This window comes from Sediminibacillus halophilus, assembly GCF_900103695.1.
Taxonomy (GTDB): domain Bacteria; phylum Bacillota; class Bacilli; order Bacillales; family Amphibacillaceae; genus Sediminibacillus; species Sediminibacillus halophilus.
Genome location: NZ_FNHF01000001.1, coordinates 544765 through 561255, shown reverse-complemented (window position 1 = coordinate 561255; position 16491 = coordinate 544765). Strand labels below are relative to the sequence as shown.

The 16491-nt window shown below is 40.5% G+C and carries 20 protein-coding genes; 15 read left to right on the top strand and 5 right to left on the bottom strand.

Translation table 11 applies throughout. The annotated features are described in order from the left end of the window. The first annotated feature begins 1 nt into the window (after position 1). The 4 genes from ctaF to BLR82_RS02850 all read left to right on the top strand — a co-directional run bounded on the left by ctaF (position 2) and on the right by BLR82_RS02850 (position 2936). A complete protein-coding gene (gene ctaF, locus BLR82_RS02865; protein ID WP_074597485.1) occupies positions 2–316 on the top strand; it encodes a cytochrome c oxidase subunit IVB in 315 nt (104 codons plus the stop codon). Between the two features lie 483 nt (positions 317–799). Further along, the gene (ctaG, locus tag BLR82_RS02860) at positions 800–1702 is read left to right on the top strand and encodes a cytochrome c oxidase assembly factor CtaG (protein ID WP_074597484.1); all 903 of its coding nucleotides are present in this window, start codon (positions 800–802) and stop codon (positions 1700–1702) included. Between the two features lie 37 nt (positions 1703–1739). After that, a complete protein-coding gene (locus BLR82_RS02855; RefSeq protein WP_074597483.1) occupies positions 1740–2195 on the top strand; it encodes a DUF420 domain-containing protein in 456 nt (151 codons plus the stop codon). A 204-nt stretch (positions 2196–2399) separates the two neighbouring features. After that, positions 2400–2936 carry a GNAT family N-acetyltransferase gene (locus BLR82_RS02850; protein WP_074597482.1) on the top strand — a complete coding sequence of 179 codons (537 nt, stop codon included), beginning with the start codon at positions 2400–2402 and terminating at the stop codon, positions 2934–2936. 52 nt (positions 2937–2988) lie between these two features. Here BLR82_RS02850 and ytvI read toward each other — a convergent pair whose 3' ends face one another. Next, positions 2989–4047 (bottom strand): sporulation integral membrane protein YtvI, encoded by a 1059-nt coding sequence (gene ytvI / locus BLR82_RS02845; protein ID WP_074597481.1) that lies wholly within the window; start codon positions 4045–4047, stop codon positions 2989–2991. Between the two features lie 281 nt (positions 4048–4328). After that, positions 4329–4694: a YugN family protein gene (locus BLR82_RS02840; RefSeq protein WP_074597480.1), complete on the bottom strand. Its 366-nt coding sequence runs from the start codon at positions 4692–4694 to the stop codon at positions 4329–4331. A gap of 212 nt (positions 4695–4906) precedes the next feature. Here BLR82_RS02840 and BLR82_RS02835 point away from each other — a divergent pair, with 212 nt between their 5' ends. From BLR82_RS02835 to BLR82_RS02810, 6 genes are all read left to right on the top strand, one after another. Further along, complete coding sequence (locus BLR82_RS02835; RefSeq protein WP_074597479.1) at positions 4907–5335, top strand: CBS domain-containing protein; 429 nt, start codon at positions 4907–4909, stop codon at positions 5333–5335. A gap of 275 nt (positions 5336–5610) precedes the next feature. Continuing rightward, a complete protein-coding gene (locus BLR82_RS02830) occupies positions 5611–6678 on the top strand; it encodes a CAP domain-containing protein (RefSeq protein ID WP_074597478.1) in 1068 nt (355 codons plus the stop codon). A 269-nt stretch (positions 6679–6947) separates the two neighbouring features. Then, positions 6948–7361 (top strand): spore coat protein YlbD, encoded by a 414-nt coding sequence (ylbD, locus tag BLR82_RS02825; protein ID WP_074597477.1) that lies wholly within the window; start codon positions 6948–6950, stop codon positions 7359–7361. A 12-nt stretch (positions 7362–7373) separates the two neighbouring features. Beyond that, positions 7374–7607 carry a YlbE-like family protein gene (locus tag BLR82_RS02820; protein ID WP_074597476.1) on the top strand — a complete coding sequence of 78 codons (234 nt, stop codon included), beginning with the start codon at positions 7374–7376 and terminating at the stop codon, positions 7605–7607. Positions 7608–8297: 690 nt separating this feature from the next. Continuing rightward, the gene (locus BLR82_RS02815; RefSeq protein ID WP_074597475.1) at positions 8298–8738 is read left to right on the top strand and encodes a YlbF/YmcA family competence regulator; all 441 of its coding nucleotides are present in this window, start codon (positions 8298–8300) and stop codon (positions 8736–8738) included. A 133-nt stretch (positions 8739–8871) separates the two neighbouring features. Continuing rightward, positions 8872–9147: a YlbG family protein gene (locus BLR82_RS02810; protein WP_074597474.1), complete on the top strand. Its 276-nt coding sequence runs from the start codon at positions 8872–8874 to the stop codon at positions 9145–9147. 69 nt (positions 9148–9216) lie between these two features. Here BLR82_RS02810 and BLR82_RS02805 read toward each other — a convergent pair whose 3' ends face one another. Continuing rightward, positions 9217–9603 (bottom strand): DUF7147 family protein, encoded by a 387-nt coding sequence (locus BLR82_RS02805; RefSeq protein ID WP_074597473.1) that lies wholly within the window; start codon positions 9601–9603, stop codon positions 9217–9219. A 361-nt stretch (positions 9604–9964) separates the two neighbouring features. Between BLR82_RS02805 and rsmD the strand changes: the two genes are divergently transcribed. Together rsmD and coaD are read left to right on the top strand one after the other, a co-directional pair. After that, the gene (gene rsmD, locus BLR82_RS02800; protein WP_074597472.1) at positions 9965–10525 is read left to right on the top strand and encodes a 16S rRNA (guanine(966)-N(2))-methyltransferase RsmD; all 561 of its coding nucleotides are present in this window, start codon (positions 9965–9967) and stop codon (positions 10523–10525) included. Positions 10526–10527: 2 nt separating this feature from the next. After that, the gene (coaD, locus tag BLR82_RS02795; protein WP_074597471.1) at positions 10528–11007 is read left to right on the top strand and encodes a pantetheine-phosphate adenylyltransferase; all 480 of its coding nucleotides are present in this window, start codon (positions 10528–10530) and stop codon (positions 11005–11007) included. Between the two features lie 81 nt (positions 11008–11088). Here the strand turns inward: coaD and ylbJ are convergent, their stop codons facing one another. After that, positions 11089–12294: a sporulation integral membrane protein YlbJ gene (ylbJ, locus tag BLR82_RS02790; protein ID WP_074597470.1), complete on the bottom strand. Its 1206-nt coding sequence runs from the start codon at positions 12292–12294 to the stop codon at positions 11089–11091. 176 nt (positions 12295–12470) lie between these two features. Here ylbJ and BLR82_RS02785 point away from each other — a divergent pair, with 176 nt between their 5' ends. Together BLR82_RS02785 and BLR82_RS02780 are read left to right on the top strand one after the other, a co-directional pair. Further along, positions 12471–13256: a patatin-like phospholipase family protein gene (locus tag BLR82_RS02785; RefSeq protein ID WP_074597469.1), complete on the top strand. Its 786-nt coding sequence runs from the start codon at positions 12471–12473 to the stop codon at positions 13254–13256. Further along, the gene (locus tag BLR82_RS02780) at positions 13253–14269 is read left to right on the top strand and encodes a SepM family pheromone-processing serine protease (RefSeq protein WP_074597468.1); all 1017 of its coding nucleotides are present in this window, start codon (positions 13253–13255) and stop codon (positions 14267–14269) included. Before BLR82_RS02785 ends, BLR82_RS02780 begins: the two co-directional genes overlap by 4 nt. Positions 14270–14480: 211 nt before the next feature. Here BLR82_RS02780 and BLR82_RS02775 read toward each other — a convergent pair whose 3' ends face one another. Next, positions 14481–15692 (bottom strand): nucleotidyltransferase, encoded by a 1212-nt coding sequence (locus tag BLR82_RS02775; protein ID WP_074597467.1) that lies wholly within the window; start codon positions 15690–15692, stop codon positions 14481–14483. Between the two features lie 216 nt (positions 15693–15908). On the opposite strand from BLR82_RS02775, the gene BLR82_RS02770 reads away from it, so the two are divergent. Then, a complete protein-coding gene (locus tag BLR82_RS02770; RefSeq protein WP_074597466.1) occupies positions 15909–16439 on the top strand; it encodes a YceD family protein in 531 nt (176 codons plus the stop codon). Positions 16440–16491 lie beyond the last annotated feature (52 nt).

The following is a 16491-nucleotide window of genomic DNA, read 5'->3' as shown; positions in this document are numbered from 1 at the left end:
CATGGCCGAGAACACCAATATTCATGAAAATTACAAACGGAAAAAAAACAAGGAAGAAATGAAACAACAGGTTATCACCTTTGCATTGATGATCGTATTTACGCTCATCGCATTCGGAATGGTGAAGGCGGATCTGAGCAAGTTGTTTGTGATACCGATTTTGTTGGTACTGGCTGCAGTTCAAGTGGGATTCCAGCTATACTATTTCATGCATATGAGCCACAAGGGTCACGAAATGCCTGCTCTTATGATATATGCAGGAGCGTTTGTTGCATTTATGACTGTCTTGACACTATCTGTATTGATATGGTGGTAAAATATAAAGGGTCCGGGGAACTTATTCCCGGACCCTTTTTTGGCTCGATTCAAAACCCATTCAAACATGCGATATAGCTTGAATGCGTCTTCCATCCCTCTATATCGTTGTGTATTAGTTCGACGCTGCGGAAACACTCTCCGCTTTTCACGGGCGGCTGGCGAGCTTCCTCGAGCCAGCCTCTGCAGGGCTGAGGCGGTAGCCATGGAAAGCGCATTGTTATACTGCAGCGACGTTTTGCATTTATTTATCAACAGAATAAAAGATGTTTTTTCCTATATTATATCTATCGGAAACTTATCGTTAAATAAGCCTAAGTGTTTATGGAAAGTTGTTCGGTTGATTTCAAAAAACAGGTTAAACGCGATATAATATAGGAATGTAATGGTCAATCTGTTTTTAAATTGTCACAATACATGCTCAATAAGGTTACGGGATGCGTTATAATAGAAGAAGCAATTTTTTAGATGGAGTGAGGTTGTTATGTGGCTGGAACTACAAATTTTTGGTTTTCGCGCTCTATGGAGTCCTTACTATCTGCTGTTTGTTATCGCCCTTGGCTTGTTATATTATTTGATCACTATTACTTTCAGGGAGAGGTTCACTGATAAGGCCAGGCCAACTTCAAAGCAGCTGATTTATTTTTACACTGGATTAGTAATTCTTTATCTTATTAAAGGTTCACCAATCGATTTACTTTCCCATATCATGTTTACTTCACACATGGTACAAATGTCACTGTATTATTTAGTTTTTCCGATTTTGATTATCAAAGGCATTCCAGAGTGGATATGGAGAAGCGTTTTTTCGGTGCCGGGCTTAAAACAGGTGCTACACCTTTTGACAAAACCATTGATCGCTTTACTATTGTTCAACGGGCTATTTTCTATGTATCATATGCCAGTCATATTCGATTTCGCCAAAGCAAATGTAATTGCCCATGCTGTCATTACCACTGTGATACTGGCAGCGGCATTTTTGGTTTGGTGGCCGATATTTACGCCTATCAAAGAAATGGACAAACTATCGCCCCTTATGAAAATCGGTTATATATTTGCTAATGGGGTATTGATTACACCTGCTTGCGGTTTAATCATTTTTTCCGGGCATTCGCTATATGCCACTTACAGTGAAACAAGTGGTTGGATTCAAGCAATGTCGCTTTGCGTTCCTCAATCCGTTTTAAACGGGCTGCCATTGACAGGACCGGAAATGTTTTCTCCAATACCCGTTTTAGAGGATCAGCAGCTAGGCGGAATTTTGATGAAAATCATGCAGGAAATTGTTTATGGGTTCGTTTTAGCCCGGATTTTCTTTGGCTGGTTCAATAAAAGTGTAGACAAGGTCGATCCAATGCCATCAACAAACACAACTACAGAAGCATAAATAGAACTATTCAAAACAGGGAGAGGTTAAAAGTCTTATGCCTATATTGCCAACGATCAGCACGTTTTTTATCGTATTGAGTGCAGTACTTATTGCCATCGGCTGGTATCTAGTTGCAAATAATAAGTTCGCTGCTCATAAACGTACGATGATAGCGGCTGCGATTAGCGCTTTGCTGTTTTTTATCATTTATATGTCGCGGACCATTTTTATTGGTAATACCAGTTTCGGTGGTCCTGATAATATTAAACTTTACTACACGATTTTCTTGATTTTTCACATTATCCTTGCAACAGTAGGGGCTGTTTTTGGAATTGTGACTCTGACATTGGCTTTTAAAAGAAAAATCAGAAAACACCGTAAGATCGGTCCGGTTACGAGCATTATTTGGTTTTTTACTGCTATAACTGGTGTAGCAGTTTATCTGCTGTTGTATATCTTTTTTGAAGGCGGGGAAACTACAAGTATGATCAAAGCAATTCTCGGCCTATAAATGGAGTCACCTGATAAGGCTGTCCCAATTGTCATAATAGATGATTGGGACAGCCCTTTTTAAATAAAAGTTTTTTTCTTCACCAGGGGTTACCATTGTGAATATATCAATTTCTTTTCCCACTTTTAAAGAGCTCGTACGTTTATTTCTTCGAATCCAATGGTATATAGGCTATATAAACATGTACGAAAGGATCGGTTTATAATGGATATAGAAAGCGCAAGGTTGGTTATAGAACCTATAACATTAAAAGAAGGCCAAATGCTTATCAAAAATCCGATGGAGTATTATTTTGAGAAACATATCCCATATGATGTAGAATGGCCCCATTATTCATTAAAAGCTTTGCTTCCATATTATTTGGAGGACTTGGAGAAGAAAAAAGTATCGCTTGGCATGGGACCGTGGATTATCCGTGGAAAACGAAAGGGCTGGATAATTGGTGAAGCGGGATTCAGAGCTTATGACGAACAGAAAAAGACGGCTGAAATCGGGTATCGAATTCTGCAAAAGAAGCAAAATCAAGGTTATGCAACGGAGGCAGTAAGTTCCTTGTGCCAATGGGCTTTTTACCAGCAAATAAAAAAGATCAGAGCTTGTTGTGATAAGGAAAACCTTGCTTCTCAACGTGTACTTAAGAAGAATGGTTTTAAAAAAGTTGCCAACGAAAAAGGTATATTGGTATATGAAAAAAGAAGAGCGGTCCAAAAAAAGAGCATCCAGGGAACCAATTCCTTGTAAAAAAACAGCCTATCCACGGAAATGGATAGGCTGTTTTTGCCGACCTATACAACTAAACTTTAAAGTTCCATTTAATAATACCAGCTTCTTTCGCTGAATTAAAAGCTATAACCAGCAAAGGACCCAGGATAAAGCCGATAATTCCTATCAACTGGAGACCAAGGTACATGGCAATTAGTGTTGCTAAAGGCGAAAGCCCAATATGTCGACCCATTACTTTCGGTTCCACAGTTCTTCTAATTGCCAACAGGATAATAGCCAATACAGCAAGCTGAATACCCATAACTGTATCACCGGCTAAAAGCATGTACAAGGCCCATGGACCTAGTATGACAATGGAGCCGATAATTGGGATGAAATCGACCAGCCATATGATAATCGACATAATAATGGCGACTTCCGGTGTGATATAAAGAAGTCCGATGAGCGATACGACAAATATAATGATGCTTACCAGAAACTGTGCTTTCAAAAATCCAAGGACGACATAGGACAGGCGGGCATTCATAAACTTTACTTTTTCAGCTGTTTCCTCTGTGAGGTGATTGTAAGACATTGCTTTCAGTCGGGGCAACTCAAGCATGAATAAAAATAATGCGATTAAGTAAACGAGCAGGCTGACAAGGTATTCGGGTACTTTAGCCGCTGCCGAAGCAATCTTATCTAATTCAAAGTATTGTTTGACTTTTGTATTCAGTAATTCAATATTACGCTTAAAGCCGTCTTTTACCTCTGCTACAAAATCGGCAGGGAGATTTTCGGTGAAACGATCCATATCAGTTTCCCATTCCGTAAATTTGGTATTAAGCTGGTTCACATAAGACGGCGCGTTTTCGGCAAAGTTAACGACATGGGTAATGGCTCTTGTTACAAAATAAGTTCCGACAAGACTAATAATGAGCAAAAAAATCAAAAATATGACCGTTACCGATATTTTACGGTTCAATTTAAAACGGTATTGGAGCCATCGAATGGCCGGGTTCAAAAACATGGCGGTCAGAAGAGCCAAGATTAAGGGTACGGACACCGGCAAAATGAAATATCCAGCAATAAGAATAAGAATCGCTGCAATAATTAATATCCATTGGCGTTTTGACAAGTAACGGAACAATTGGGTATGTATCTCCTTTCCTGTATGTGAACAAAATAGATATACGGCTGCGTCGAACTTATTTACGTAGTGGTGTATACAAAGAAAACTGCCCCTGGGCAGTAGTTCTGAGAGTAACGTGCTTTAAGCAGGCGAACAACAGCATTCTCTAAGATTAATGATAACATGTTTTTTTGAAAGTTTGTTGAAAAAACAATTAACTTCTTGTGAACAATCTCAGTGCCATTCAGCTATACGACAGGAGAAAAAACTGCCGGCGCGTAGCCGGCAGCAGTAAAACATTATTTCGCGAAATTGTCTAATTCGTTCTTTGCCTTTGCCAACAAACTTTTCGTTCGGTCGACGACACTTTCCGGGAAATCTTCCCCTTCTCCATACTCGACTCCGTGCGGATAATAATGTTTCCCCAATAATGGAGTTGTAAGTTTGATGACTGCGTCTCCCCGGTCTACTTCACCCTCAACAGCGTAGCCCTGGATTCTTATGTAATAAGTAATATTTTTCTCTGCAGACCCGATTTTATAATCGTATGTGACCCTTTCATAGTCCCACTGTCCGGCACGAACAAAAGCGATTTCATCCATTAGATGGTCCAACGGTTTTAAATCCATGATCATTCCTTCGATTCTTGTTCCTTCTATTCTCATTACTTCCACCTCGCAAAAATTGTGTATCTAATCTAATAATAGTATTTATTGCAATAAGTTGCAATTATTATTGTACGGATCATTTCACTAACGAAACCATCATCATTGATGAGAAGTTTTTATATAGGAAGTGCGATTTATATGATGGTTTTAGGGGAAGAATACCTACAGAGTGGGGAGTACCATTCATAATACAACTAGGAGGTACTGCAATGAAAAAATTAAGAGAGGTTATGACAACTGATCTTTCTGTTTGCTCAGCAGACGACACGTTGACTGAAGCGGCAAAAATCATGACAGACCACAATGTCGGTGCTGTCCCAGTTTGCGGATCCAATCGAGAATTACTTGGGATGATTACGGACAGAGACTTGGTTGTACGCGGTCTGGCGAGGGAAAAAAGTCCTTCATCAAAAGTTAGTGATGTAATGAGTGGGAAACTTTACTCTGTAGCTCCCGATACTTCCGTTCAAGAAGCTAGCAGCTTAATGGCTGAAAAGCAAATTCGACGTCTGCCGGTTGTAGAAAATGGTAAGTTGGCGGGAATTGTTTCGCTTGGAGACTTGGCGTTGGAGGAAAAATCGAATTTAGCTGCAGGTCATGCTTTAGAGGAAATTTCCGAACGACCAGAACTTCACTAAGTTTGTAACAGTTTAACGGAACAGACTGTCCCCGATATATAATGGGGACGGTCTTTTTTAGAACTTGTTATACGAAGAGATAAAAAGTGGTCGTTAAGCATTATTTTTATCCTTTGTTCTTATCAAAGAAATGCCATGCAGCGATTGTTTTAGTTTGACGGAACAGAGCACTTTTTTTACATGGTGTAATGTATGGATTACTTCAATTTCTTTTCATAAAGTTGGTTTTCGATTATTATAATTACTTAACAGGTGAAAAAGGAGTTTAAAGGGCTATGAGAGGAATCGGAAGGTTGATCGTGCTGCTACTGATTGGGGCGGGGGTTTTTTATTTAGTTAAAATAGGGGATTTTAACCCGGATGAAGCGGTACAGAAAGTAGAACAAAAATTAAAGACAAAAGAAACAGAGATGGAAAGCAAACCAACCCCGGATCATTTTACTTCTAATATTGACTTGGAAGGAAATTTGTACAGCAGAATCGGGGAAACATCGGATGAATTGCTAAAAGAGCTGGGAAAACCAGTCCGCAAAGATAAAAGTTCATATGGGTACGACTGGTGGGTCTACACAAATGAAGAAAATCAATATATGCAATTCGGTGTGGAGGATGGACAAGTTGTCACTATCTTCGCAACAGGTGAAGACTTATCAATTGATCCTGTGAGCATCGGACAATCTTACGATGAAGCAGCTGCACATTTTGAGTTTGCCAAAGAAGTATCTATATCGGAAGGGATTACTTCTTACAGGTTCCAATTGACAGACGATGAATTAAAAGTACGCCCATTAGTAAAGCTGGACAAGCAAACTTATATGCAGTTATATTTTGATACATTCACGGATAAATTATCCTCTGTCCGGGTAGTTACCAAAGATATTTTATTGAAGCAACGTCCATATGAAATATACTACCGCGGTAAACTTCCTGAGAAACCGGAGTTAACCGATGCAGAATGGGAAGAAGTACAAAAGGGTATGGAGCAGCAAATATTTGACATCACCAATGTCATAAGAAAACGGCACGACAAAGGCTCGCTCAGTTGGGATGATCCAATAGCGGAGGTCGCCTTTTCACACAGTAAGGATATGTCGGACAATAATTACTTTTCCCATTATTCTCAGAATGGCGAAGGGTTAAAGGAACGACTTAGTGAACATGACATTTATTACTTGTCTGCTGGTGAAAATATAGCGGCTCAATATACGGATGGACCTGCTGCTGTGGAAGGATGGCTGAATAGCGAGGGGCATCGTGAGGCACTTTTAAAGGATGGTTATACTCATTTAGGTGTCGGTGTTTATCGGTATTACTATACGCAAAATTTTATGCAAAAACCTTAGAATCACAAAAGTGACAGGGAAAAAAGTATAATGGAAAAAGCAAAAACTGAACGATGATTCGAATTCGTTCGGTTTTTGCTTTTTTGTGCTATCAGACTATAATAACTTCAGCTGTTATGATGTCCAGCTACAGCGACTACCCCCTCGGGGTCCATTGAAATGCCGTTGGTTATCTTATTCACAGTTACTTGTCTTTGGAAGTTATTTCACACCTTCTCTAAGCGTTCATATAATAAATGAAAAAGGATACGGGGAGCAGGTGATTGTCAATGAGCGATTTACACCCTTCTGTAAAAGAATTTAAGGCGTTCGTCAAAAAGCATCCTGGGCTGGTAAAGGAAGTTAATCAAAAGGGAAACTCCTGGCAGGATTTCTATGAAATGTGGGTGCTGCTTGGGGAAGAAGATGAAAAATGGAAGGAATACCAACCGGGAAACCTCAAGGGAGCACAGAATGGAGAGAAGTCGGCATCAGAAGATTCTCAAGGTAAGCAGCAACAACTTGCAAGTCAATTCATGCAAATGATTGAGAAAGTAGATTTAAATAAAGTGCAGGGGCATATGCATCAATTAAACGGAGCGATAAACAATATCCAGACGTTAATTGGCCAATTTCAAGAGTTTAAAAAGCATTCTCCGGCAAAACAATCTAAAATGCATCAGACGCCTTGGAGTAAAGATTAGGGGGAATACAGATTGCAGCCTGCCATTTATCAGCAACTGACGAACCGGCCAGACTTGAAGCACTTTATCAGGATGAACCCTGAATGGTACCGGAAATTGACTCGAAATCCAGAAGAATTTTCAGAAATGGAAAAAGCAGCAAAAGTTTTTTATGGCAAAACAATTCCGCAGCGGATTGAGCGTTTGAGTGGTCAAATGCAAATGATTTCGATGCTTATCCAGATGGCCGGATCCATGAAGGATTAAAAAGGAAAACTTTATTTTGATGGGCTCTTTTCATTTGCCTATTCAAAAAGTGTGTTAACCACCGCTTTGATAGCATACTTGCTTTTCGCGGGCACGGCTTCAGCTAACTTGGTAAAGAAAACCGCTTCCCAAGTGGTTCTTCAGCTCGCGCTTTTCCCGGAGGAGTCCGCGTTTGCTCCCTGCGCTAAGCAGCATGTTGATTAGCGCTAGCGTAGAACCTTTTTTCCTTGATCCCTATAAGACCTTTTAAAAACGGGTTTCAGGAAACGCGTGCTTTTCTTTTTAGAAACAGTTAGGATTCCGTCTTTTCTCCTTCCCTTGGACTTTTTGCTCGTTTTTCTCGCTACATGCAGTCCCAAGTAATTCCAAAAAAAGTTTAGTACAGTTTATAAACAGGGATCTGTTCCTAGCGGAGGAAATACCTGTAGACTCCTGCGGAAAGCTTAAGGTATTTCCGTAGCGCTGGACTACACCACTACTATAAAAGGCCCAAGGACTACAAAGGATATTTTATTTTATAATAATCCGTCTTGTAACCCATCAAAAACTTGTGACATCCTATAATTGTTGGACCTTTATCCTTGCAAGTCATATTAATGGTCCCTAATCCGGTTCTACATTACAAATACGTGATTCCACTTTTCATTTCAGTCCATTGTTGGTATTATATAGGATATGGAGGTGGATACAGTGTTTGCCACTTTAGAGTTAGTAGATATTTTAGATAAGTCTGAAGCACTTGGTCAAATGATTCTTCAATCCGAAGTCATGGAAGAATATCATCAACAGAAAAGACAGCTGGAAGAGGATGATGAAGCGCAAAAACTGATTGCTTCCTTCAATCGGATGAAAGAACAGTACGAGGATGTTCAGCGATTCGGCAGGTATCATCCGGATTATAATCAAATTATGAAGGATGTCCGTGCTTCGAAAAGGGAAATGGACATGAACGAAAAAGTTGCTTCGTTTAAAATAGCTGAACGCAATTTGCAGCAATTTCTTGATGAAATCAGTGATTTGGTTGCCCATAGCGCCAGCGAGCAGGTGAAAGTGCCTAAGGATGGAGCAGCACTTCAGGACAGCGGATGTGGCTGTGGAAGTGGAGGAAGCTGCGGCTGCCAGGCTTCATAATCACTATATATACATGAGCGGCTGGACCTCATATTGAATGATTGGTCCAGCCTTTCTGTTTTTTCAGGTTATTGATGGGGACGAAATATTCTGATAAAATGGACAAAAATCAGTGAATAAGCGAGGATCCTAAATGAGAACAAAACGTCAGGGATTAATAGTTTGGTTCCAACACATGAAAAATATAAAACAAATCAAACGATTCGGTCATTTAATATATGTATCAAAGCAGCGGAAATACGCGGTGGTCTATGTAGATCAAGTTGAAGCCGATGAAACGGCGGATAAATTGAACCATTTACCGTTTATATCTAAAGTGGATTTTTCATACAAACCTTTCGTTAACACAGAATTTGAAAACGCAAAAATGGATAAGGCGAAAGAATATGATTATAAAATGGGTATTTAAAAACATCCTTGCCGGCTCTCGGCAGGATGTTTTTTGTTGTTACTGTCCAGGAGGATTTGTCATTACTGGTTAATGAATTTTTATCAAGCGGTTCATTTGAAAAATTCCGATTAGATATTGAAAATATAACGTCTTTTCATGAAATTCGGCAGACGATTTGACTATTAACGACTTGATCTCATGCTCCTGTTCGGAAGCTATCTTCTTAAACAACTCATATCTCTTGCTTTCACCCGATTCCGGGTCTGGTACACCTTCCATACAAATATAAATTGGCTGAAAATTGCCTTGTGTGGAAGGACTCATGATAATAGCCGGCGAAGTTACCTTTCTGCCATTTTTCTCAGTCCGGAGTGATACAAAGTGAATAACCCTTTCAGGCATTTTTTTTGCAAGTTCACAGAGTTCATATATATCGGCATATCCATCGCCGAGTTCAATTAATCGCTGAATCATTTGCTCACCTCTCTCCCCCTAATACTTTAGCATGGGATTAAGCCATTGCAAATATCAGGGAGGGAGAAATCCATAAAAAAAAGCCTGCAGATAAATCTGCAGGCCCTTTTTGTTCTCTGATTAGAAAACAAAAAGGCAAAGGGAGAGGAGAAACCGGAAGAAGAACTTATGGGGAAACGTAAGCCTTCTCCGTGTTCTGAAGCAGCCGTCAGGATAGCCAGCTGCTTCACTACGTTAGTATGGACGGATTGAGAAAATATATACCCTACCAAGGAACAATAATTTAAAGAATGGAATATTTCCGCTAAAAACCGTTTTATGGTAGGATGAAGGTCGAATATAAAGCGAGAGGTGGACACTGATGAGAGTTATTTCCGGCAAATATAAAGGAAGACAATTAGATCCAGTGCCAAACCGGCTGACTAGGCCAACCACAGATAAGGTAAAAGAAGCGTTGTTTCAAATTATCGGGCCGTTTTTCAAGGGAGGAAGTTGTTTAGATTTGTTTGCTGGTTCAGGTGGACTCGGAATTGAAGCATTAAGCCGGGGAATGGAAAAAGCAGTGTTTGTCGATAAACAACCAAAAGCTATCCGTACTATTCATGATAATCTTCGCACCCTGGAACTTGAAGACTCCGCAGAAGTATTTCGTACTGATGCTTTTATGGCCATAAAGGCAGCGGGCAAACGCGGTCTGCATTTTGATGTCATATTTTTAGATCCACCATATGGCAAAGTTTCCTATGAGAAATTATTGGAAGCAATCGATACATATCACTTGTCGACAGACAAAGGGCTGATAGTATGCGAACATGAAAACAGAGAAAGACTGGTCGATGAATATGCCGGTTTTTCACGAAGGCAGACAGAAGTTTACGGAGGTACTACCAGTATTACTATTTACGAGCGAAAGGAGCAATAAGAATGGAAAGACTTGCTATATGTCCAGGAAGTTTTGATCCGGTAACCTATGGCCATTTGGACATTATTCAGCGGGGAGCAAAAGTGTTTGATAGGATTATTGTAACTGTTTTTAACAATCAATCGAAGTCTCCGCTATTTTCTGTTGACGAAAGAATCGAATTATTAGAGAACGTTACTAGTGATATGGAAAATGTAGAAGTAGATTCGAGTAGTCAGCTGTTGATGGAATATGCCAAACAGAAGAAAGCTTCGGCAATCATAAGAGGACTGCGTGCAGTCAGCGACTTCGAGTACGAAATGCAAATAACATCAATGAATCGCAAGTTGAATGAGAACATAGAAACGTTTTTTATGATGACAAACAACGATTATTCTTTTTTAAGTTCAAGTATGGTAAAGGAAGTTGCCAAATATCAGGCTAATGTAGCTGATTTAGTTCCGAAAGCAGTTGAACTGGCCCTCCAGCAAAAATTCAACTAATCGAAGAGGCTGCGCCACATCTAAACAGTTAGTATGAACAGTTTAGATGAATGGTTCAGCCTATAATCCTCCACTCCATTGTCAACGACGTAATCGTCGAAGCAAAATCAGGGCTCCACAGGCAAGGGAAAACAGCGTGATCAACGGTCCGAACCGCTGAAGCATTTCAAAGGAATGGAGCCAGTCTTGACCACCTGTAGGTGCGAATACAGGAATGTTGGTTCCCGTCGTGGAGGAGCCTAGTTTGTCTTGGTAAAGTGGCTTAAATAATAAAATGGCTAGAGTACTGGCAAATATGCCGTGCAGAATTCTTGCAAAGAAATATGGAGTGAAGCGTATGTCACTTTCTGCAAGGATGCTAGCCACTTGTGCCTGAACTGAAAACCCGTTGAATGCAAGAATAAAACTAACTACAATGACTTCTGGCAGCATGTTTGGCAAATTTGTACCTGAAATCATTTGAGCACCCAGTGTGATTTCGAACAGTCCTGAAAAAAAGGGTAGCGCCAATTCTCCCGGAATGCCAGCCATTGTGAAAAGCAAAGAAATACCGGCAGCTAGAATTTTGGATATGCCGATCAGAAAAATCAGTTTATTGAACACGGAAAACATGATGATAAAGCCGCCTATCATCAATAGTGTTTGAATGGATTGGATGACGGCATCGCCAAATATTTTCCCGAATGGGCGAGAGTCTTGAAGTCTTGTCCGGTGAAGTGCCTGTAAAGCATGATATAGTGAAACGCGTTGTTTTTCTTCTCCGCGTTCTTTTCTGTCTCTGCCGTAAAAACGCATGCAGAGTCCGACAAGTGTGTTCCCCCCGTAATGACAAACTGCAAGCAAAATCCCCAACTGTGCATCATGAAAAAAACCGACAGAGACCGCGCCAAAGATAAACAAAGGATTTGAAGCATTTGTAAAGGAGACGAGGCGCTCTGCTTCGGTCTTTGTCAATTGTTTTTCCTGGCGGAGTCGTGTGGTAAGTTTAGCTCCCGACGGATAACCGCTCGCCATTCCCATTGCCCAGACAAAGCTTCCGGCTCCTGGTACGTTGAATAGCGGGCGCATGATGGGCTCACATAAAACACCTATGAACCGGACCACCCCAAACCCGATTAATAACTCTGCAGTGATAAAGAACGGTAGCAGAGATGGAAATACAATTTCCCACCACATATTCAAGCCACGTATACTTGCTTCTAGTGTTTGATCTGGAAATGTAATCAGTGCAGCTGCCAGAAATAACGCTGTTCCGGCAAACAAAATCGACTTTATTTTAGATTTCAATACTCCGGCCTCCCAGTTGGTGAGCTTAACACATTTCTGTACTTCTATAAGGGGAAATAGTAGAATATGAATAGCTCCTATAGTACAAGCAATCCTTTAACAATATACGCTCATAGTTCTTGGTTTTATGCCATAATATAGGTAAAAAAACATTGAGGCTAAAGGGGCGTTCCAGGGTGAATCCATCTATAGGATTGGCATTAGGTTCAGGAGGGGCGAGGGGGTTTGCCCACTTAGGCGTTTTAAAAGCATTAACCGATAAAGGGATAGTCATTGATTGTATAGCAGGAAGCAGTATGGGGGCACTGGTCGGTGCATTGTATGCATCTGGTCAGGGACTGGACAGCTTGTATCAACTTGCCCGAACGTTCAAGCGAAAGTATTTTTTGGATTTCACCCTTCCAAATATGGGGTTTCTTCAAGGAGAGCGAATTAAGGAATATATCCGCTTGTTTACCTTTAATAAAAATCTGGAACAATTTGATATACCAATCGGTGTAACAGCAACCAATTTATTTGATGGAAGTAAAAAAGTTTTTACAGAAGGAAATGCAGCAGATGCTGTCCGGGCGAGTATATCGATACCGGGTATATTTATTCCGGTAAGTATCGATGGACAGTTATTTGTTGACGGGGGAGTAGTTGATCGTGTTCCGGTCTCGGTTGCCAAAGAACTGGGGGCGGATTTCGTGATTGGCGTTGATTGTGCCCATTTTACGATTAATACCGATGTCGATTCCATCTATGATGTGATTATTCAAAGTATCGATATCATGCAGGATGAGCTGGTCAACGCAACGGGACCACAAGCAGATATTCTATTGAAACCTAACGTATCTGCGTTTAGTTCCCGTGCATTCAAGGACATAGAAGCGATAGTCGATGAAGGAGAGCGGGAGACATTGCGCAAAATGCCGGAGATTTTTCGCAGCATCGAGGATTGGAAGGAGAAAAAGAGATGAAATTTAATAAAAAAACGCTCATTCCCGCAATCATTGTAATTGTCATTGCGGCTTTTTTGGTTAGCTATCGGTTACCGTATTATATTTACAAACCAGGCGGTGCCGATGCATTGAACCCAATCGTAGAAGTAACTGATGGGTTTGAAAGTGAAGGAGATATGCACTTGGTAACCATCCGGGGTGGACAAGCAACCCCGTTACAGTACTTATGGGCATCCATGCGCCCCCATCAAGATATCGAGCCAATCGAAGAAGTGTTTCCGGAAGGGATTTCTCAGGATGAGTACTTTCAGGCTCAGTTACAGATGATGGAAAGCTCACAGGAAGCTTCTACAGTCGTAGCTTATCAGGCGGCTGGTAAACAAATAGACATTGAATACGAGGGTGTCTATGTCGTAACAGTGATTGAAGGAATGCCAGCAGAAGGAAAGCTAAAGGCTGGAGATAAAATTGTTGAAATAGACGGGCGCGAACTTGACACATCAGATGATTTGATTAACTATGTATCGAGTAAAGAAGCGGGTGACCAAATAGAGGTAACCGTGGAAAGAGAAGAAGAAACCGTCAATAAAACAATTGAATTGGAGGAGTTTCCTGGACAGGATAAAATAGGAATAGGCATCCAATTAGTTACCAACCGCAATGTAGAAGTAGAACCGGAGCTAAAGTTCGCAAGCGGCAATATTGGTGGTCCAAGTGCCGGTCTGATGTTCAGTTTGGAAATTTACGACCAACTAACAGAAACGGATTTGACGAAGGGTCATCAAATTGCAGGTACAGGGGAAATTAATTACGAAGGGGAAGTAGGCCGTATTGGCGGCATCGATAAAAAAGTCATAGCTGCAGACAAGGAAGGCTGTGAAGTGTTTTTTGCTCCAAACGAAGGGGGAGCAGACGACTCCAATTATAAAGTAGCTGTAAAAACGGCAGAGGAGATTGGAACGGACATGGAGATTGTGCCTGTCGATACGTTTGATGATGCGTTGACCTACCTTCAGGAAATGGATAACTAAGAGGTTCGGGAAAGTCATCTAAGGACTCTCAAGGTAATTGATACGGAAATAACAGACCAAACCGCTATACAAAGCGATTTGGTCTGTTTAATAATGGGAAGCATTTATAAGAAGAAGCGTAATCCGTAACAGTCATCGCTTTATAAATCCCGGTTTCCAGTGGTTGTTTTCCCAGACAAACAATTAACATAGATTCGATATTGGACTTTTTTCAGCCCATATAAGGGAAGGTCAACTCTTGGCGGCGCAGCTTACTTCTTTTATCATGATTAGTGACACTATAGTAAGCGTTTGAAGCTTTTTCATCTATCAAAGCAAGTGGGCTTTTTTGCTTTTTTAACTGCGAAACCAATGGAACCCCGATTACTTTTCGTTTATGGTTTACGTAAGCTCGCCCAGTTTTATTCATTGCTAAAATTCTCAGATGAGGCATGTGGTCTTTGTTTAATAAAGGCTGAATGGTTTGTTTTTGGTTATTAAGCAATAGGTGAACAAAGATTCGCTGCAATCTTGTCCAAGTGTACCGTTTCGTTTTTAGTGCTGTCATCCAATTGATAAAGCTGTCTGCTTTGGCGGCAGTTTCTTTCAATCGATATTCCAAACCCTCCTCAACACCATGGATTTCTCGTATTTCTTCAACCTGCATGGTAAGTATTCGGTATTGAAGAAGGTCAAAATAGTCCTGCCAATTATGCCACAAACCGGCTTCCTGTTTATATTCCATCAATATTTGCTGAACAGGATCTGGAAGAGTTTCTTTGGCGATATCCGTGATGTGTTCATGCTTATGCAGTTCGTTGCGTATGCTGGTTGCACTTGCAATAGAATGGTTGATCTCTGGCTCATGATAATCGTTATGCACTCGTTTAATCGACAGTGCTTTCATGGATAAACCGTATTCTTTGATTGCTTTCACATAACTGTAACCAAGTATATTGTTCGGTTTGGATAAGTCAACCGACCCTGAATTCAAACCGATTGCTTGGTAAGCAGACCTGCTTGCTTCAGGAAAGGAATAGCCCTCTGTTAATGATCGTTTCAGTATCTGATCATATTTCTCGCGGTGTTGGGTGAAACGATTATATGCCTGTAAAAAAGTATCAATTTCACCGTGTTCACTTCCAAAGCAAACGGAATCAACCTTCAATTCCTCCAAAGTAAGCAAGGCTCCTTTTGCAAATAAATCACTGTTTTGAACGGCGAACACTGAAGGTAGCTCGATGACAAGGTCGACGCCGCATAGTATAGCTGCTTTTGCCCTTTGAAATTTATCAATAATCGCCGGTTCACCACGCTGCAAAAAGTTACCACTCATAACTGCTACCACACAGTCGGCTGCAGATTTTTTTCGTGATTGTTGCAAATGATAGAGATGCCCAAAGTGAAATGGATTGTATTCCACTATTAGTCCACAAGCGTTCATGCGATCCAACTCCTGTTTATGGTTTGATTTTATTTTACCAAATCAATTGGCTATCTGCATTTTAATTTGGTTGTCAAAGAAGAATGTGTTAGTATACGAGAATATGTATTTCATGCATGTAATTGAAAAGGAATAAAAAGAAGCCTGTAAAGAAAAAATATTGACAAATGCCGGAAAACCTTTTAAAATATTTTTTGTTGCCTTGAGGTGATATTAATGAAATTTGCTCTTCAAAAGTTAAAGATGGCCGGAACGGAAGGCTATTCATTTGAGGACCATGTAGATATTTCTGAAATAGAAGAAATGAACAATGATATTCGGAAAATTGATCCTGTTTTGGTCAAGGGTCGAGCAACCACACAAGGGAATGAAATTACCTTTCATTTTTCGATTGATGGAGAAATGATTCTTCCTTGTGCCAGGACATTAGTGGATGTTCCTTATCCATTTCACATTGATGCTTTGGAAGTTTTTTCTGCATCACCATATTACCAAGAAGAGGATGAATCAGAAATTCATCCGGTTGATGGAGAAATGCTTGACTTAACCCCTTATATAAAGGAAAATGTTTTATTGGAAGTACCGTTTCGGGTATTTTCTGATGATCCGAAGGTGCAGGAAAATGCTCTGACAGAAGGGGAAGGCTGGGAATTGCAAACCGAAGGTAAAACGGAGGAAAAGGTCGACCCTCGTCTGGAAAAACTGCAATCATTGCTGAACAAAAAAGATCAAGAAGAAAATCGCTGAGGATAGCTTTTCAGCTTCATCTTTACCTTATTACAACGAGTGGAATTATAGT